Origin of the sequence: Clostridium sp. 7_2_43FAA (genome assembly GCF_000158375.2) — a bacterium.
In the GTDB taxonomy this organism is placed as follows: domain Bacteria; phylum Bacillota; class Clostridia; order Clostridiales; family Clostridiaceae; genus Clostridium; species Clostridium tertium.
Genome location: NZ_JH815222.1, coordinates 3,135,166 through 3,154,380, shown reverse-complemented (window position 1 = coordinate 3,154,380; position 19,215 = coordinate 3,135,166). Strand labels below are relative to the sequence as shown.

The 19,215-nt window shown below is 27.8% G+C and carries 16 protein-coding genes; 13 read left to right on the top strand and 3 right to left on the bottom strand.

The window, feature by feature from the left end; all coding sequences use genetic code 11:
* Positions 1-70 precede the first annotated feature (70 nt).
* Positions 71-931 (bottom strand): YitT family protein, encoded by an 861-nt coding sequence (locus tag CSBG_RS15875; RefSeq protein WP_008681142.1) that lies wholly within the window; start codon positions 929-931, stop codon positions 71-73.
* 182 nt (positions 932-1,113) lie between these two features.
* On the opposite strand from CSBG_RS15875, the gene CSBG_RS15870 reads away from it, so the two are divergent.
* The 10 genes from CSBG_RS15870 to iadA all read left to right on the top strand — a co-directional run bounded on the left by CSBG_RS15870 (position 1,114) and on the right by iadA (position 13,077).
* The gene (locus CSBG_RS15870) at positions 1,114-1,809 is read left to right on the top strand and encodes a response regulator transcription factor (protein ID WP_008681140.1); all 696 of its coding nucleotides are present in this window, start codon (positions 1,114-1,116) and stop codon (positions 1,807-1,809) included.
* Positions 1,793-3,568: a HAMP domain-containing sensor histidine kinase gene (locus tag CSBG_RS15865; RefSeq protein ID WP_008681138.1), complete on the top strand. Its 1,776-nt coding sequence runs from the start codon at positions 1,793-1,795 to the stop codon at positions 3,566-3,568. The genes CSBG_RS15870 and CSBG_RS15865 overlap by 17 nt, the downstream gene beginning before the upstream one ends.
* 50 nt (positions 3,569-3,618) lie before the next feature.
* Positions 3,619-3,975, top strand: a complete 357-nt coding sequence (locus CSBG_RS15860) for an arsenate reductase family protein (protein ID WP_008681137.1) — start codon at positions 3,619-3,621, stop codon at positions 3,973-3,975.
* A 225-nt stretch (positions 3,976-4,200) separates the two neighbouring features.
* Positions 4,201-6,432, top strand: coding sequence for a ribonucleoside-diphosphate reductase subunit alpha (locus CSBG_RS15855; protein WP_008681135.1), 2,232 nt, complete (start codon positions 4,201-4,203; stop codon positions 6,430-6,432).
* A 38-nt stretch (positions 6,433-6,470) separates the two neighbouring features.
* Positions 6,471-7,505, top strand: coding sequence for a ribonucleotide-diphosphate reductase subunit beta (locus tag CSBG_RS15850; RefSeq protein ID WP_008681134.1), 1,035 nt, complete (start codon positions 6,471-6,473; stop codon positions 7,503-7,505).
* A 377-nt stretch (positions 7,506-7,882) separates the two neighbouring features.
* Positions 7,883-9,502 carry a phosphoenolpyruvate--protein phosphotransferase gene (gene ptsP, locus CSBG_RS15845; RefSeq protein WP_008681133.1) on the top strand — a complete coding sequence of 540 codons (1,620 nt, stop codon included), beginning with the start codon at positions 7,883-7,885 and terminating at the stop codon, positions 9,500-9,502.
* A gap of 135 nt (positions 9,503-9,637) precedes the next feature.
* The gene (locus CSBG_RS15840; protein WP_008681132.1) at positions 9,638-10,174 is read left to right on the top strand and encodes a chromate transporter; all 537 of its coding nucleotides are present in this window, start codon (positions 9,638-9,640) and stop codon (positions 10,172-10,174) included.
* Positions 10,175-10,699, top strand: coding sequence for a chromate transporter (locus CSBG_RS15835; protein WP_008681131.1), 525 nt, complete (start codon positions 10,175-10,177; stop codon positions 10,697-10,699). It begins immediately after the preceding gene.
* A 21-nt stretch (positions 10,700-10,720) separates the two neighbouring features.
* Positions 10,721-11,887, top strand: coding sequence for a tetratricopeptide repeat protein (locus CSBG_RS15830; protein WP_008681130.1), 1,167 nt, complete (start codon positions 10,721-10,723; stop codon positions 11,885-11,887).
* A 17-nt stretch (positions 11,888-11,904) separates the two neighbouring features.
* The gene (gene iadA, locus CSBG_RS15825; RefSeq protein ID WP_008681129.1) at positions 11,905-13,077 is read left to right on the top strand and encodes a beta-aspartyl-peptidase; all 1,173 of its coding nucleotides are present in this window, start codon (positions 11,905-11,907) and stop codon (positions 13,075-13,077) included.
* A 158-nt stretch (positions 13,078-13,235) separates the two neighbouring features.
* On the opposite strand, the gene CSBG_RS15820 is transcribed toward iadA, so the two are convergent.
* A complete protein-coding gene (locus CSBG_RS15820) occupies positions 13,236-13,817 on the bottom strand; it encodes a cell wall hydrolase (RefSeq protein WP_008681127.1) in 582 nt (193 codons plus the stop codon).
* Between the two features lie 68 nt (positions 13,818-13,885).
* Positions 13,886-14,878, bottom strand: coding sequence for a hypothetical protein (locus CSBG_RS15815; RefSeq protein WP_142419310.1), 993 nt, complete (start codon positions 14,876-14,878; stop codon positions 13,886-13,888).
* 150 nt (positions 14,879-15,028) lie between these two features.
* On the opposite strand from CSBG_RS15815, the gene cdaA reads away from it, so the two are divergent.
* From cdaA to CSBG_RS15800, 3 genes are all read left to right on the top strand, one after another.
* Positions 15,029-15,892: a diadenylate cyclase CdaA gene (gene cdaA / locus CSBG_RS15810; RefSeq protein WP_008681122.1), complete on the top strand. Its 864-nt coding sequence runs from the start codon at positions 15,029-15,031 to the stop codon at positions 15,890-15,892.
* Positions 15,865-17,127, top strand: coding sequence for a CdaR family protein (locus CSBG_RS15805; protein WP_008681120.1), 1,263 nt, complete (start codon positions 15,865-15,867; stop codon positions 17,125-17,127). The genes cdaA and CSBG_RS15805 overlap by 28 nt, the downstream gene beginning before the upstream one ends.
* Before the next feature lie 328 nt (positions 17,128-17,455).
* Entirely contained in the window at positions 17,456-19,057 is a 1,602-nt protein-coding gene (locus tag CSBG_RS15800) for an FAD-dependent protein (RefSeq protein WP_008681118.1), read from the top strand.
* The last annotated feature ends 158 nt before the right edge of the window (positions 19,058-19,215 follow it).

The following is a 19,215-nucleotide window of genomic DNA, read 5'->3' as shown; positions in this document are numbered from 1 at the left end:
CCCATATTAGAGATAATAAAAATCTAAGATATGGGGGTAAAACTATTTTATATTTTAAAAATAATTAATATTAAATTTTATGAAATCCCTTTCCATTAACTTCAGAAACATCTATTATTGTAATAAATGCTTTAGGATCTATTCTTAATATTTTACTCTTTAAATGTACAATTTGAGAGGAGGTTACAGCTATATAAAGCATTTTTTTTAGTTCATGAGTATATTCACCTTCAGCAATTAATGAAGTAACTCCTCTATTCATATCTTTAATGACATACTCTATTATTTCCTGTTCTTTTTCAGTTAATATTAATAATAATTTCTTACTATTAAATCCATTAATAACTTTATCTACTATAGTTCCTTGAACAAACATAGATATTAAGGTATATAGAGCTTTAGGAAGCCCAAAAATTAATGCACCTATAAAAACTATTATACAGTTAATACCGAAGCTAAGCTTACCTATTTCAAAGTTAGAATACTTCTTTCTAAGTACCATTGTTATAATATCGGTACCTCCAGTTGAACCATTTCTTGAAAAAACTAGACCATATCCTAGACCACATAAAACTCCGCCGTAAATACAATAAAGTAATATGTCATCTACTTTCACTAAGTTAGATAAAGGCTTAGTGATTATAAGGGAAATTGATAATGATATCATTCCAACTGCAGAATATAGAGTAAATCGCTTATTTAACATTTTATAACTTACAAAAAATAAAGGAATATTAATTATAAATACAGTTATACCAGAAGGTACTTCAGCTAAATATTGTAAAATAAGTGCTATACCAGTAGCTCCACCACTAAGTAATTGAGCATTAACTAAGAATAAATTAACTCCTAGAGATGCTATTACACACCCGACAAAAATAAAAAAGAAATCTAAAATCATGTGCTTGTTGATTGTAAACTTATGTAACATATCAAACTCCTTAAAATTATCTGTTAGAAATATACACTAAAATTATATATTAAATACTATCGAATGTTAATAATAACTTATATATATATTTGATTATTTTAATAAAAATGTAATTTTTACAATTAGTAAAATTTCATAATATAAGATATTATAATTATAGGATAAGATAGAGGGGTGAAAATATGTTTAATGTTTTAGTAGTTGACGATGAAAAGGAAATTAGAGATGCTATTGATATATATCTAAGAGGAGAAGGCATGAAAGTCTTTAAAGCTAAAGATGGCGTAGAGGCTTTGGAGCTATTAGATAAAGAAAAAATACATCTAATAGTTTTGGATATAATGATGCCAAGAATGGATGGAATAAAAACATGTCTAAAGATTAGAGAAAAAAGGAATTTGCCTATTATAATGTTATCAGCAAAAGGAGAAGATAGTGATAAGATATTAGGTTTAAATGTAGGGGCTGATGATTATATAGCTAAACCATTTAATCATTTAGAACTTGTTGCTAGAGTAAAGTCTCAGTTAAGAAGATATCAAAAGCCCTTGGAATTAGAAGGAGAGAGTCCAGATATAATAGAGGTAAGGGATTTGATAATAAATAATAAGGAAAAAACAATTTTTTTAAGAGGAGAAGATGTAAAAGTTACGGCAACAGAATTTAAAATACTTCAACTTCTAGCTTCAAACTTAGGAAGAGTTTTCTCTATAAAAGAAATATATGAAAAAGTATGGGAAGAACCATTTTATAGAAGTGAAAATACTGTAACTGTTCATATTAGAAGGATAAGAGAAAAGATAGAAATTAATACAAAAGATCCTGAATATATAAAGGTAGTGTGGGGAGTTGGATATAAAATTGAAAGAGAAGATTAAAAGGTATATAACTGGTGTATGGGGAATAGAAATTTTAACTGTATGTATATTATTAATTTCATTAACTATAGGATATTACCAATCTTTTAATAATACTTTTTCAGATTTAGGAGCAGGAACATTTGATGCATTATTCAATAAGGATAAATACATAGAATCGATGATATATTATGAAAGTAAAGATGTATCAAAGTATATATATTCAAATACTAATAATCTGGAGGATATTAGGTCAATAGAATACGAAAATGAGCGTCTATCAGAGAATAATTATTTTTATGGTGATTTATTTTATGTATTAATAAATAAAGAAACAGGAAATTTTACGACAAATGATGTAAAATTACGTGAATCTGTAGAAAAGTATGATAATACTGTAGCTTTGCTTGAAGATAATATAAATGCGTATTTGAAGGAATTTGGCTATCCATCTGTTAGAATAGACAATAAAGATAAATATAATTATTATGTTACAAGTACTACAGATAAGATAAGTAAACAAAATGTAGATAAATATATAGAGATATATTATAGAGATCCTAGTGTATATACATACCTTATAAAAACAGATACTATAACAGCAAAAGTAATGATAGTGTTAACGATCCTAGCTATAGTACTTTTACTAAAGATAATAATAAATTCTGTAATTAATAGTAAAAATATACATTTAGAAATTAAAGTTTTAAAGAGACTTATATACGTTTTAAGATATGGTTACAAATACAAAAATACACGTAATAAAATTATGGTTTCTTTTGGTGGAGCAATAGCAGTAATATTAGTGTATTTATATTTAATTGCAGGAATAAGAAACCAAAATGTTTTGATAACATTTTTAACTAGATATCCATTTAAGGGAACTTTAATTTTAGTGTTAATTCCATTAGTATGTGTTTTATATTCATTGAAGAAAAGTCTTGATATTTCAGTTATTAATGATGGATTGAAGAAAATTAATTCAGGCGAATTAGAATATAAAATAAGTGATATTGGTGAAAGAGAAGTTAAAGAGTTAGTAGAAAATATAAATCAAATAAGAGAAGGTTATATAATAGCTTTAAATGAGAAAGTAAAAAATGAAAAGTTAAAGACAGAATTAATTTCCAATGTTTCTCATGACTTAAAAACACCATTAACATCAATAATAAACTATGTAAATATATTAAATGATACTAATATAACAGAAGAAGAAAGAAAAGATTATTTGACTATATTAGATAGAAGTTCAAAAAGGTTAAAGACTCTTATAGAAGACTTGTTTGAGGTATCAAAACTAAACAGCGGTAAAATGACTATAGAGAAACATGAAATAGATATAGTTTCTTTAGTATATCAAGGTGTTGGAGAATATTCAAATTTATATGAAGAAAAAAATATGGAATTTAAGGTAAATACAAATGAAGATGAAATATTTGTTGATTTAGATGGTAAATTAATGTCCAGGGTATTTGAAAATATAATAGTAAATGCATTAAAATATTCACTTAATAATACTAGAGTATATATAGATATAAATTCTAAAGAAAACTTAGTAGAAGTATCTTTTAAAAATATATCTAATTATGAAATGGATTTTAATACTCAAGATATATTTGAGAGATTTGCAAGGGCTGATAAATCAAGAAATTCATCTGTAGAAGGTTCTGGCATGGGACTTGCCATAACAAAAAGTATAATAGAGCTTCATAATGGAAGTATAAAAATAGAAGTAGAAGGAGATATGTTTAAAATTTATTTAATCATACCTAAGAAATAATATGTTATAATAATAATTAAATAATAATAATTAAATATAGGAGTGATAATATGTCAGTTTTATTTGTTGAATACCCAAAGTGTACTACATGTAGAAAAGCAAAAAAGTTTTTAACAGAAAATAATATAGAATTTATAGATAGACATATAGCAGATGAAAATCCAACAAAAGAAGAGCTAAAAGATTGGATAGCTAAAAGTGGGTTACCAATTAATAAATTCTTCAATACATCAGGTGTATTATATAGAGAAATGCAATTAAAAGATAAAGTTAAAGTATTACCAGAAGATGAACTTTTAGATATATTAGCATCTAATGGAATGCTAGTAAAGAGACCACTAGTAATAAAGGATAATACTGTTTTAGTTGGATTTAAGGAAGCTGATTGGATTGAGAAGTTAAAGTAATTAGTATTATTTAATTTTTAATTTTAAAAAATAAAAATTATTTGTGAAAACTATTATTAAAGGTGAAAAAAGGAGATATTAAATGAATATCTCCATTTTTTCTTGTTTAGCATTAGATTATTAAATTTTACAAAGGAAAAAATAGAAATTATAATGAACTATATATTGTATATTCATGGAAATAGAAAGAATATTACATACTATATGTAGTGGAAGGGGAAGAGTATGACACATTTACTTAATATTTGTAGGTTAGCTTTAGATGGAATAGATAATGGTCAAAGGATTTATACAGTAGAAAGGCTTTTAGAAGCGTTAAATCATATAGTTAGACCTAATATGAAAGATGAGGAAATAAGAGATTCAATAATACAAGTAGCTTTAGAGCTTACATCAGATATGGAGCCAAGATGGCAAAATGCAGCGGCAAGACTGTATGTATTTAAACTTTACGATAAGATAAGAAAAAATAGAGAGATTAATAATGACGAAAATATATATGGAGATTTATATGGATTTATAAATAAATTAACTGAAAAAGGACTTTATGGGAAATACATATTAGAAAATTATACAAGAGAAGAGATATTAGAGCTAGAAAATGAAATTAAACCAGAAAGAGATTTCTTATTTACGTATAGTGGAATAAATCTTTTAGCAAAAAGATATTTGATTCAAGACTTTGATAGAAGTATATTAGAGCTTCCGCAGCAAATGTTTATGGGGATAGCAATGCATTTAGCTATTCCAGAAAAAAAGGAAGTAAGAGTATTATGGGCAAAGAGATTTTACGATGTATTAAGTTCTCTTAAGGCAACTATGGCGACACCAACAATGTCTAATGCTAGAAAACCATTTTATCAATTAAGCTCATGCTTTATAGATACAGTACAAGATAGTTTAAAGGGTATATATAAGTCACTTGATAACTTTGCAGAGGTTTCAAAGTTTGGTGGCGGAATGGGAATATATATTGGTAAAGTTAGAGCTTTAGAATCACCTATAAGAGGATTTAAGGGAGCTTCAGGTGGAGTAATACCATGGGTAAAATTATTTAATGATACAGCTATAGCAGTAGATCAACTAGGAGTTAGAAATGGATCAGTTGCCATATGGTTAGATGCATGGCATAAGGATCTACCAGAATTCTTACAATTAAAAACTAATAATGGTGATGATAGAAAGAAAGCACATGATGTCTTTCCAGGACTTTGCTATCCAGATTTATTTTGGAAACTTGCAGAAACAGATATAGATGCAAACTGGTATATGATGTGTCCTCATGAAATTAGATTAGCAAAGGGATATTCATTAGAAGATTTCTATGGAGAAGAGTGGGAAAAGAAATATTACGAATGTGTTGAAGATGACAGTATAAGTAAAAGAGTTATGTCGGTAAAAGAAATTGTTAGATTAATAATAAAGAGTGCTGCTGAAACTGGAACTCCATTTGCTTTTTATAGAGATACAGTAAATAAGATGAATCCAAATAAGCATAAAGGAATGATTTACTCATCAAACCTTTGTACAGAAATTATGCAAAATATGAGCTCAATGGATATACAACAATCAGAAGTAAAAGATGAAAATGGAGATACTATAATAATTGAAAAAACAAAATCAGGTGATTTTGTAGTATGTAATTTATCATCAGTAGTTTTAGGAAATATTGATGTTAAAAATGATGAAGAGCTAGGATATGTTGTAGAAACTCAAATAAGAGCTATGGACAATGTAATAGATTTAAACTATTATTCAGTACCATTTGCAGAAGTGACTAATAAAAAATATAGGGCAATAGGACTTGGAACAAGTGGATATCACCATATGCTTGCAAATAATTTAATTCATTGGACAGAAGATAGTCATAAGGAATTTGCAGATGATGTTTATGAGAGAATTAACTATCATGCAATAAAGGCAAGTATGAATATTTCAAAAGAAAAGGGAAGATATTCATGTTTTGAAGGATCAGATTGGCATAATGGAAATTACTTTGAACTTAGAGGATATAAATCTGAAAAATGGAATCAACTAAGAGAAGAAGTAAATACTCATGGAATGAGAAATGGATACCTAATGGCGGTAGCCCCAAATGGTTCAACAGCAACTATAGCAGGTACTTCAGAAGGAATAGATCCAGTAATGGCTAGATTTTGGCTTGAAGAAAAGAAAGGAAGTATAATACCAAAAACTGCACCAAACTTAAGTGAAGAAAACTATTGGTATTATAACTCTGCATATAATATAGATCAAAAGTGGTGTGTGCAAATAAATGGGATTAGACAAAGACATATAGATCAAGGGCAATCATTTAATTTATATATAACAACTAATTATACCATGAGACAAATTATGAATTTATATATAGAAGCTTGCAAAGCTGGAGTTAAATCTATATACTATGTGCGTTCAAAATCCTTAACAGTAAGTGATTGTGAAAGTTGTTCAGCATAAGTTCGAAAGAATACTAATAAGGTCTTGGAGGGTAATAAATGTTTATAAATAAAAAGCCTCTTTTTAACGAGTTTGGTGATACTGAAACATCTAAAAAGAGAATGATAAATGGAAATACTACTAACTTAAATGATTTTAATAATATGAAATATACTTGGGTTTCAGATTGGTATAGGCAAGCGATGAATAATTTCTGGATTCCAGAAGAAATAAATCTTGCTCAGGATTTAAAGGATTATAATAAGTTAACAAATGATGAAAGAACAGCTTATGATAAAATACTTTCTTTCTTAATATTCTTAGACTCAATACAAACTGCAAATTTATCTAATATTAATAATTATATTACAGCTAGTGAAGTTAATTTATGCTTAACAATACAAGCTTTTCAAGAAGCTGTTCATTCACAAAGTTATAGTTATATGTTAGATACAATATGCTCTCCAGAAAAAAGAAATGAAATATTATATCAATGGAAAGATGATAAAATATTATTAGAAAGAAATAAATTCATAGGAGAATTGTATAATAATTTCTTAGAGGCACCAACTCAAGAAAATCTTATTAAAACTATAATGGCAAACTATATATTAGAAGGAATATATTTTTATTCAGGCTTTATGTTCTTCTATAATTTAGAGAGAAATGGTAAAATGCCAGGGTCAGCACAAGAAATTAGATATATAAATAGAGATGAAAATACCCATCTTTGGTTGTTTAGAAATATATTAAAAGAATTACAGTTAGAGCAACCTGAAATATTTACAGATGAGGTAAAAAATCAACTGAAAGAAATGATGAAAACTGCAGTTGAACATGAAATTTCTTGGGGAAATTATGTTATTGGTGATAATATTCAAGGAATAAATAAAAACTTAATCAATGATTATATAAAATATCTAGGGAACTTAAGAATGAAGGCAATAGGATTAGATGCAATTTATGAAGGGCATGATAACAATCCAGCAGCTTGGGTAGATATATTATCAGATGCTAATTCAGTAAAGACAGATTTCTTTGAGGCAAAATCAACTGCTTATGCTAAGGCTGGAGCACTTATAGATGATTTATAGAAAATAATAAAATGTGAGAATAGATTGTCGAATTATATTTTTATAATAAAAGGCTGTTTAGAACAGCCTTTTTAACTATTCTTTTAGCTATAATAAAGGCAATAAATATATCAAATAGATGGTGAAAGCATTATTTATTTTGAAGAAAATGTAAAATTTTTTAGTATAATTATACTTATATAGAAAATATGTAAATAAAATAAATAAAAAGATGAAATTAATGATAGAAAATAATAAAAATTATGTGTATTCGTATTAACATAGGTGAAAAATATGTTATAATACATGTAGTTGTAATTTATAAAACAGATTAGTACTTTCTATAAATTTCATATAGAATTTGAATTTATAGCTATTATTAAGGAGGAATCTCGGAAATGAAAAAAGGTATAGCTGCGTCTAAAGGTTATGCAATAGGAAAAGTATTTTTACAAGAACACGAAGAAATAGTAATAACAGATGCGAAAGTTTCTAATGTAGAGGCAGAAAAAGAAGTTCTACAAAAGGCTTTAGAGCAAGCAAAAGTTCAATTAACTGCTATTAGAGATAAAGCTTTAGCAGAAATAGGAGAACATGAAGCTCAAGTTTTCGAAGCTCACCTAACTTTATTAGATGATCCAGAATTTACTGGCGGAATGTTATTAGAAATAGAATCAAATAGCATAAATGCAATGAAAGCAGTTGAAAATGTTACAAATACATTTGTAATGATTTTTGATTCTATGGAAGATGAGTATATGAAAGAAAGAGCTGCTGATATAAAAGACGTTTCTAAGAGAATAATCTCAAACTTAGCAGGAAAAGGTGGAGATGCATTTGCTATAACTGAAGCAAACACTATAGTTGTAGCTCACGATTTAACTCCATCAGATACAGCACAATTAGATAGAAGTAAAGTTGTTGGTTTCTTAACTAATATCGGAGGAAGAACTTCTCACTCTGCTATTATGGCTAGAACTTTAGAAATACCAGCAATAGTAGGTTTAAAAGATATAACTACATCAGTTAAAAATGGAGATACTGTTATAGTTGATGGTATTGAGGGAATATGTATAATAAACCCTGAACAATCAGTTATAGATGAATATACAGCTAAGAGAGAAAAATTCTTAGCAGAACAAGAAGAATTAAAGAAATTAATAACTGTAAAGACAGTTACTAAATCAGGAAGAAGAGTTGAAGTTTGTGGAAACATAGGTTCACCAGCAGATGCGGAAGCAGTAGTTGCAAATGGTGGAGACGGTGTTGGATTGTTCAGAACTGAGTTCTTATATATGGATAGAGATTCAGCTCCAACAGAAGAAGAACAATTTGAATCCTATAAAAAAGTTCTTGAAGTAATGGATGGAAAACAAGTTGTTATAAGAACATTAGATATCGGTGGAGATAAGACACTTCCATACTTACCATTACCACAAGAAATGAATCCATTCTTAGGATACAGAGCTATAAGATTATGTTTAGATAGAAAAGATATATTCAAGGTTCAAATCAGAGCTTTACTTAGAGCTTCTGTTTATGGAAATCTTGCAGTAATGTTCCCTATGATTTCAGGTTTAGAAGAATTCCAAGCTGCAAAGGAATTTGTAGAAGAATGTAAAGCGGAATTAAAGGCTGAAGGAATAGAATACTCAGAAAAAATTCAATGGGGTATAATGGTTGAAATCCCTGCAGCTGCTGTATATGCAGATGAATTAGCTAAGCATGTAGATTTCTTCTCAATAGGAACAAACGACTTAATCCAATACACTTTAGCTGCTGATAGAATGAGTGAAAAAGTATCATACCTTTATAATCCAATGCACCCAGCTGTATTAAGATTAATAAAGATGACTATAGATGGAGCTCATAAGCACGGTAAATGGGTTGGAATGTGTGGAGAAATGGCAGGAGATGAAGCTGCAATTCCAACATTAGTTGAATATGGTTTAGATGAATTCTCAATGAGTGCTACATCAATATTAACAGCTAAGAAAATAATATTAGAACAAGAATAATTAAAATAAAGAAAAGTCGCATACTATTAATGCGGCTTTTTATTTTTGAAAAATATATCTGTTTTAATTAACAATTTACATGATTAGTAAATGTATAATATAAAATATAATAAAATTAATTAAGGTGGTGAAGGTATGAATAAAATTATAGAAATGTTTATTGCGTTTTTTAAGATAGGAGCTTTTACTTTTGGTGGAGGTTATGCAATGATTCCATTGATAGAAGAGGAAGTTGTTAATAATAAAAAATGGCTTGAAAAAGAAGAATTTATGGATGTATTAGTTGTATCACAAAGCCTTCCAGGTGCATTAGCAGTTAACTGTTCAATATTTCTAGGATATAAAATTGGAGGATTAATAGGAGCAATAATGGCTTTATTAGCAGTAATATTACCATCATTTATAATAATTATCATAATTGCAGCTTTCTTTATGCAATTTAGAAATAATTATTATGTTAATGCAGCCTTTAAGGGAATAACTGCAGCAGTTCCAATGTTAGTATTAGTTGGAGCAATAAGCTTAAGTAAGGGATTGGAAAAAAGTACAAGAACTATAGTAACTATTATAGTGGCACTTATAGCACTAACATTATTTGATATTCATCCAATTATAGTAATAATAGTATCAGCTATATATGGAGTCATATTTTTAAGGAAGAAGGTGAGCTAGTTGGAATTATTAATAAAGTTATTTTTTTCTTTCTTTAAAATAGGTTCGTTTAGCTTTGGGGGAGGATATGCTATGCTTCCTTTTATTCAAAGAGAAATAGTAGAAAATAATAATTGGATTAATATAAATGAATTTATGGATATTATAGGTATATCTCAAATGACTCCTGGACCAGTTGCAATAAATTCAGCAACTTTTGTTGGATATAAATTATCTGGAGTCTTGGGAAGTATTATGGCTACTATTGGAGTAGTAATAACTTCATTTGTATTAGTCTCCATAATAAGTAAGACATTAGATAAGTTTAAGGAATCTACAGTTGTTAAAGGTGCTTTAATGGGAATGAGGCCTGTGTTAATTGCATTAATAATAAAAGCTTTTTTAGATTTAGCAAAAGAATCTTATTTAGATTTAAAGAGTATAATAATCACTTCGATAATAGGAGTAGTACTATTAAGTAAAAAAGTTCATCCTATATTAGTTATAGTGATATCGGCTATTTTAGGATTGATATTTTACTTATAAATTTTAATGAGGTAATAATAAATGAAAAATAATAATAAAAAGGAATATAAAAAAGCACTTAATTTATATAACAATGGATATATAGACAAGGCCATAGAAATTTGTGAGATAGGGATATCAAGAAGCTTAGAAGATTCAAACTTACTTAATTTAAAAGGATTGCTATTATATTTAAAAGGAGAGCTTGAAGAGGCTATTTCACTATGGAAGATAAATAAATATCATAATGATGATGAGATTGCTAAGGCATATTTAAAAGATATAGAAATAGATTTTAATAGAAGAGAGTTATTTAAGGAATCGGAAGAATTAATAAGAAATCTAAATATAGATGAAGCGCTACAAATTTTAATGATTTGTAAGGAAAGTGATTATAATTCTATAAATGTAAATAATGCTTTAGCAATATGCTATATGAGAAAAGGTGAATATGTTGAATGTCAAAAGTGTATTGATAAAGTATTTTCAGTAGATAAATATAATATAGAAGCTAAAAGTATAAAAAAAGAAATTGATGAAATTTTAAACATAAAAAGTAATAGTAGCGTAGTTATAAAATCAATAATTATAACAGGGATTATATGTATTATTATAACATCAGGAATATTGATAAAAGGTAAACTACAAAATGGATTTAAAGATGATGCAGAAAATAATTTTGAAGTAGTTAATAAAAGTGGAGAAGTTGATGCAAGTGAAAGCATTGATGTAAGTAATTTAGATACTAATTCAGAGTCTATTAATACAAGTACGAAGGAAAGTAGCAATGACATAGATAAAAAAGAAGATAGTAATTTAAATGAACATATATTAAATGAAGATGAGATAAGAGAAAACTACATGAAAGCAACTGATTCATTTGATGAAGAAAAATACAACGATACAAAAGTTATATTAGAAAGTACTATTATTTATGCAGAAAATAGTCATTTAAATGATGACATAATGTTTTTATTAGCCTCCACATATGAGAAATTAGGGGATAATAACGAGGCAATAAAAAATTTTGAAAAATATATATCTAGTTATGAAAATGGGAACTATATAGAGGAGTCTTATTATAAGATAGCTTTACTTTATAGAGATTTGAATAAGGATAAAAGTAAGTATTATGCAAAAGAGCTTATAAGTAAATACTCAAATTCAATTTATAATAATACTAACATAATAGATATTTTAAATAACTAACTATAGGAGTGACGTAGATGTTAACAGTAATAAAGGGAATTAAGGTTTACTCTCCAGAGTATCAAGGAGAGAAAGATGTAGTTATATTATCTAATAAAATTGAAGGAATATATGAAAACTTAAAAATTCCGAAGGATTTTATAGATATAAAAATAATAAATGGAACAGGAAAATTACTTTTTCCAGGATTTATAGATTGTCATGTGCATATTAATGGAGCCGGTGGAGAAGGAAGTTTTAAAACTAGAACACCAGAAATAAAGCTTACAGATTTAACGACAGCTGGAATAACAACTGTAGTTGGATGTATAGGAACAGATGGAATTTGTAGAGATATGGCTAGTTTAATAGCTAAAGCAAAGGCTTTAGAAGAAGAGGGAATAACAACATATTGTTATACAGGTTCATATGAAATACCAGTAAAAACTCTAACTAATAGTATAAAAGGAGATTTAATGCTGGTAGATAAAATTATTGGAGTAGGAGAAGTTGCCATTTCTGATAATAGGAGTTCTCAAGCTACATTTACACAGTTTGCCCAAACAGTAGCACAAGCTAGAGTTGGGGGATTATTATCTGGAAAGTCTGGAATAGTAAATATTCATTTAGGCAATGGAGATAAAAAATTAGATTATTTATTTAAATTAATTAAAGAAACAGAAATTCCTCCAACACAGTTACTTCCAACCCATATTAATAGGAATAAAGAATTATTTGAAGCAGGAGAAGAATATGTAAGGAAAGGCGGATTTATAGACTTTACTACAAGTTCAGATCCTGGTTGCTTAGAACCAGGTGAATTAAGAGCAAGTGAAGGATTAAGCATCTTAATTAATAATAAAGTTGATTTATCACATATAACATTCTCATCAGATGGAAACGGAAGTATGCCGATATTTGATAAAGGTGGAAACTTAACTAAAGTAGGAATTTGTTCTGTATCAACTTTATATGGAGAAGTAAGAGAAGCTATTAAAACATATAATATAAAGATTGAGGATGCAATTAAAGTTATTACATCTAATGTTGCAGAGATATTAAAACTTTCCAATAAGGGATCGATAGAAACGGGAAAAGATGCAGATTTAGTCTTAGTAGATGAAAATTCATTAGAAATAGATACTGTTATAGCTATGGGAAAAATAATGACACAAAATGGAGAGCCTGTTGTAAAAGGAACATTTGAATAATTAATAATTTATAATTGATAATTGATGTTGAAATTCAGCTTTGGCTGAATTTCTTTTTTATTAATATGGGATAATGACTAACAAGCTTAATATAAGAAATACAAGTTTTAAATTATAAGATAATAGGAATGTCTGTTGGCACTCCTATTATCTTATTTTTAATAATTAGTTTTGAAAAATAAATGTTGGCCAATAGCTTTACTATCAGCTTTTTCAACACTTTGCATCCAGGAACAAGTAGCTATTGCAGGATTATAAAAGAATAATGCTTCATTTGTAGGATCATTACCTTTTATTGCTTCATAAACTGCATTATAGCACTCTTCAGTTGGAGTAACAGATATTTGACCATCCACTACGCAAGAGAATGCGTTAGGTTGGAATACAACTTCACTAATGCTATTTGGAAATCCTGGACTTAATACCCTATTTAAAATAACCGATGCAACTGCAACTTTACCCTCATAGGGCTCACCTTTACTTTCAGCATAAACGATTTTAGCCATTAAATTTATGTCGTCTTCTGTTAAATATATCATGTTGTCATTATGATTGAATACATCAACTACGTTTTCTTTTGGCATATTTATTATAGTACTATTTAATTCTCCATTTAAATTAGTGCTTATTGAATTGCTAGAATTACCTACTAAACTAACATTCTTATAAGCAAATACAGGTATCTCTGCTGAAAATAAAAAGGTTAAAAACAAAATAGGTATTGTTCTTAAATATTTCATAAATAACCTCCTTTTGGATAATATATAATCCAAGATTATTATTTCCAAAAGGAAAAATTTAATACAAATTATTTTTCGAGAATATTTTTGTAATTAGAATAAGCGTTTATTACATCATCTCTTTTAGAAGAAGCATTCTTATAATTCTTGTTAATTTCTTTAGAAAACTTATCTATATCAGAGCAAGTTTTTTCGTATATAGCGGCTTCTTTAATAGATTTTAAATATATATAGTACATATTTAAGTATTCATCTAAAGCATCATATATATCCATACAGCCATCTGGAATAGACATAGATACAATTTTAGATTTTAAATTTTCATAAGATTTTTCCTTACCATATAAATCATCAATTATAGCTTGTAGGTCTCTTTTATCTTCTCTTATTTTATTAATGGCGGGCATTAAGTCTTCATTTAATGAGTTAAATTCTGAATTAAATGAATCAAGCTGAAGAAAGAATTCTCGCTGTTGAGTATTTTGAAATTCAGAATCTCTATTAATCTTAATTATGGTATTTAAGTAATTATAAGTATTATCAAAAAATTGTAGTGTATTATTAGAAAAGTCTATATCAATTTTGTTTTGTGCCAAAATAGAATAATCTTTTAGACAATTTTCTTTGAAAACACTAAAATTATCTAAATCAGTACTAGATTTTACATCTTTAGGATTAGAAAGAATATTGATGCAATTATCATATAAACTTATAGTAGAGCTTATAGCATTGTTTAAGTCATTTTTCATAGATGAAATTTCAGCATCAATGTCTTCTATTTGAGAGGTTGAGTTTAATAATTCCTTTAGTTTACTTGATCCAGATACTAAAAGGTCATAGGATTTAGTTGTATCAATGGTAAAATCTTTTATGCCTGATTCAAGATTTTTATTTACGTCATTTAATTCATTACCAATATTTCTTAGAGTTCTTTTAGCTCTATTAGAATCTGAGTTATATATGATAAAAAACGTTGATAATGATAAGAGTAACAGTAGCGATATTATGAATACAGTTAAATTTTTATAATCTTTGAACAAAGTACTAAGTTTTTCTTTCATAAGTTTATCACCCCACATAAATTTCTTTACATAAATTTATATTACAGTAAAGTGAAAAATATTATAAAATTAAAAAAATTTAAATATTATACTAAGAATTTACTTATTGGTGTATAATAAATAATATATGAAAACTAGGGGGTGCCCTTTATGCAGGAGATTAGTACAGTTATAACAAACACACTAAAAAATATATCTATATTTGCAGTTTTAGATATATTAGTAGTTGCCTATATATTCTATAAAGGATATATACTAATAAAAGAAACAAGGGCAGAACAACTTTTGAAGGGTATTATACTTATGGTGGCATTGATACCTATAAGTTATGTCTTAAAATTAGAAATGTTAAATTTCATTTTAAATAAGACATTGACCATTGGTCTTTTATCTATTGTTATAATATTTCAACCAGAGATAAGAAGAGCATTAGAACACATAGGAAGAAGTGCATTTGAAGAAATACACAATATTCAAGATGAAGAAAAAAGAAACATAACTGTAAGTGAAATAATTACTGCAGTTGAAAATTTAGCAGAAACAAAAACAGGTGCATTAATAGTTATAGAACAGGCGACTAGATTAGGAGAAATACTTAATTCAGGAACTATTTTAGATGCAAAAGTAACTTCAAATTTACTAGAGAATATCTTTGTTGTTAATACACCATTACATGATGGTGCTACTATAATAAGAAAAGATAGAATATTAGCGTCAGGATGTGTACTTCCACTTACAAATAATAATACGATAAATAAAAAGCTTGGAACAAGACATAGAGCGGCAATAGGTGTATCAGAAGTTTCAGATTCTATAGTTTTAGTGGTATCCGAAGAAACGGGAGTAGTATCCTTGGCGATAAATGGTAGATTAACAAGAAATTATGATAGAGAAAAATTAAGAGTAATTTTACTTAAAATGATGCAACATAATGATAAAAAGAATGTTAAAAAGAATGTTAGATCAGCTGGGGAGAGGGTGAAAGCTTGGATAATAAGGAAAAAAATAGATTAGTAATACCAGTAATATGCCTTTTATTATCTATAGGCTTATGGGTTTATGTAACTAATGTAGAAAATAAAATAAGAACTACAGAAATAAGCAAAATACCAGTTGAGTTAATTAATACAGAAGCTTTAACTAGCTCAAAATTAGCATTAACCCCAAATCAGGAATTATATGTAACTTTAAAAGTAGAGGGAAATACAAGTGATATAAATAAAATAAAGAAAAGTGATTTTAAAGTTCAAGTTGATTTAAGCGAGTATGCTTGGAAAAAGGGAGAAAATAAAGTTCCTGTATCTATAGTAGATTATCCAATTACGGTAAGTATAAGAAATACAAATACACTGACAGTATCAGTCAAAATAGAAGATATGGTGGAAAAAACCATGCCTATAACTTCAGATATTATAGTCACACCAAGACAGGGATATTTTGCATCAGTAGCAACTATAGATCCAAAAGAAGTTAAGGTTACAGGAGCAGAGTCAGTTGTTACAAGAGTGTCAAGTTTAGTTGTTTCAGATAATAAAGAGGATGTTTTTGAAAATGTAGTAGGCAGTTATGATATAAAGCCATTAGATGAAGATGGAAATGAAGTTTTGGGAGTTTTACTTTCAGAAAAATCTGCTAATGTGGAGATAAAAGTTAGTAAGGGTAAGTCTGTAAAAGTAAATGTAGTTACGACGGGACAATTACCTAATGGGCTTAAACTAAAGTCTATAGAAAGCAACAAAAAGTTTGTAGAAATTTTAGGGCCTAAGGAGATATTAGATACAATAAGTGAAGTAAATTCAACTCCTTTAAATTTAAGCTCAATAAATGAAAGTAAAGATGTATCCCTTGGAATAGTGATTCCAGAAGGATTAAAACTATCTCAAGGGGAAGATTATATTACAGTTAAAGTTAATGTAATAAAATTTGCAACTAAGGATTTTAATATAAAATATAGTATAACAGGGGGAATTGAAGGCGTAAAAGTTACACCTGCTAAAGATACTATTAAGGTGACTATAAGTGGGTATGAAAATGAGCTAGGAAATGTAACAGCCGATAATATAAAAGCTTCTATAGATGTAAGTGCATTTAAGGAAGATGGAAGCTTTGAACAAGAACCTAAGGTTACACTTCAAGGTTTAGATGAGAGCTTTAGTATAGTTTCTGTTGAAAAAATAGCATTTACGGTAACTAAAGAAGTAGCTCAAAATCCATCTGATACTAATAATAATGCTAATAATAATGAGTAATTTAAGTAAAGAGATACATAGTTATTTTCTATGTATCTCTTTTATATATTAAAAAAGATAAAAGTTTGAAATAACGTTAAATAGCTATAAAAGAATAATGCTTTCTATGGCTATTTGCTTTTTCTCTTAAGACATTTATAAATTTAGATGATATAGATGATTTATCATAAGAAAATAGTAGTAAATAATACATATAAAAATAATACTACTAATAATAAATTTATGTTAAAATAAGGTGCAATCAAATGAATGTTTAATTTAAATTATATATAAGGTGTAATAAATCTTTAATATATATAAGATTGAGTAGCAGAAAGGGGATTATAATATGTCCATTAGAGTTAATAATATAGCTTTAAAGATAGATGAAGATAAAAATACATTAATTAAAAAAGTTTCTAAAAAGTTAAAGATTTCTGAATCAGAAATAAAAAATATTAAAATAATAAAAGAGAGCTTAGATGCTAGAAAGAAAAATGATATAAAATACATCTATTGTGTAGAAATAGAACATAAGAATGAAGAAAAATTAGTTAATAAATTAAAAGATAAGGATGTAAAGTTTGAGGTACCTTCTTATAATGCAGAAATAGTTTCAGGAGAAAAGGAATTAAAAAATAGACCAGTGGTAGTTGGATTTGGACCAGCGGGAATATTTGCTGCATTATTATTAGCAGAAAAGGGATATAAACCTTTGGTGATAGAACGTGGAGAAGATGTGGATAAAAGAACAGAGACTGTTGATAAGTTTTGGGAAACTGGTGAATTAAATACAGAGTCTAATGTTCAATTTGGAGAAGGTGGAGCTGGAGCTTTTTCAGATGGTAAGTTAACTACAAGAATAAAAGATACAAGATGCGATTATGTGTTGAGGGAATTAGTTAGAGCTGGTGCACCAGGAGAAATTACTTATGTAGCTAAACCTCATGTTGGAACAGATCTTTTAAAGGGTGTAGTAAAAAATATTAGAGAAAGAATAAAAGAACTAGGTGGGGAAGTTTTATTTTCATCTAAATTAGAAGATATAAAAACAGAAGACGATAGGGTAAAATCTATTATAGTAAATGGGAAAGAAATAGGGTGTGAAAATCTTATTGTTGCAATAGGACATAGCTCAAGAGATACATATGAAATGTTACATAAAAGGGAAGTATTTATGCAACCAAAAGCTTTTGCAATTGGTGTTAGAATAGAACATCCACAGGAGCTTATAAATAAAAGTCAATATGGAGACATGTATCAGCACCCAAAGCTTAAGGCAGCTGAATACAAATTAACATATCAAAGTGAAAAGCTTAAGAGAGCTGTATATTCATTCTGTATGTGCCCAGGTGGAGTTGTGGTTGCAGCAGCCTCCGAAAATGAAAGATTAGTATCAAATGGTATGAGTTATCATGCTAGAGATTTAGCTAACGCAAATTCAGCTTTAGTTGTTACTGTAGGACCAGATGACTTTGAAGGAGATTCACCACTTAGAGGAATGGAATTCCAAAGACATTATGAAAGTTTAGCATTTAAAGTAGGAGGAGGAAAATATAAAGCTCCAGTGCAATTAGTTGGAGATTTTATGCAAGATAAAGTAAGTACAAAGCTTGGTTCTGTTACTCCTAGTTATACAGCAGGATATGTATTTAAAGATTTAAGAGAATGTCTTCCTGATTATGTAATAGAAGCATTAAAAGAAGGTATAGTTGATTTTGATAAAAAAATAAAAGGATACGGAAACTATGACTCAGTTTTAACAGGAATAGAAACAAGAACATCTGCTCCTATTAGAATGACGAGAGATGAAAACTTGCAAAGTATATCTATTAAAGGTCTATTCCCAGCTGGAGAAGGGGCTGGATTTGCAGGCGGCATAATATCAGCTGCAGTTGATGGATTAAAGGTTGCAGAGAAAATAATTCAAGAATATAAACCAATGAAATAAATAATAAAGAAAATTCTGAAAACTTAAGTTTTCAGAATTTTTTTTGTTACAATATAAAGGAAAATATTTGTAATTAATATCAACAATTGATATAAATTTAACAAAATATAGTGTATTAATGGTAATTAGGTATTATAATAGATATTAAAGAAAGAAAA

Bases quoted from the DNA above. Each gene is read 5' to 3' on its own strand.
- CSBG_RS15875 (WP_008681142.1), bottom strand. From the start codon at position 931: ATGTTACATAAGTTTACAATCAACAAGCACATGATTTTAGATTTCTTT.
- CSBG_RS15870 (WP_008681140.1), top strand. From the start codon at position 1,114: ATGTTTAATGTTTTAGTAGTTGACGATGAAAAGGAAATTAGAGATGCT.
- CSBG_RS15860 (WP_008681137.1), top strand. From the start codon at position 3,619: ATGTCAGTTTTATTTGTTGAATACCCAAAGTGTACTACATGTAGAAAA.
- CSBG_RS15855 (WP_008681135.1), top strand. From the start codon at position 4,201: ATGACACATTTACTTAATATTTGTAGGTTAGCTTTAGATGGAATAGAT.
- CSBG_RS15850 (WP_008681134.1), top strand. From the start codon at position 6,471: ATGTTTATAAATAAAAAGCCTCTTTTTAACGAGTTTGGTGATACTGAA.
- ptsP (WP_008681133.1), top strand. From the start codon at position 7,883: ATGAAAAAAGGTATAGCTGCGTCTAAAGGTTATGCAATAGGAAAAGTA.
- CSBG_RS15840 (WP_008681132.1), top strand. From the start codon at position 9,638: ATGAATAAAATTATAGAAATGTTTATTGCGTTTTTTAAGATAGGAGCT.
- CSBG_RS15830 (WP_008681130.1), top strand. From the start codon at position 10,721: ATGAAAAATAATAATAAAAAGGAATATAAAAAAGCACTTAATTTATAT.
- iadA (WP_008681129.1), top strand. From the start codon at position 11,905: ATGTTAACAGTAATAAAGGGAATTAAGGTTTACTCTCCAGAGTATCAA.
- CSBG_RS15820 (WP_008681127.1), bottom strand. From the start codon at position 13,817: ATGAAATATTTAAGAACAATACCTATTTTGTTTTTAACCTTTTTATTT.
- CSBG_RS15815 (WP_142419310.1), bottom strand. From the start codon at position 14,878: ATGAAAGAAAAACTTAGTACTTTGTTCAAAGATTATAAAAATTTAACT.
- cdaA (WP_008681122.1), top strand. From the start codon at position 15,029: ATGCAGGAGATTAGTACAGTTATAACAAACACACTAAAAAATATATCT.
- CSBG_RS15800 (WP_008681118.1), top strand. From the start codon at position 17,456: ATGTCCATTAGAGTTAATAATATAGCTTTAAAGATAGATGAAGATAAA.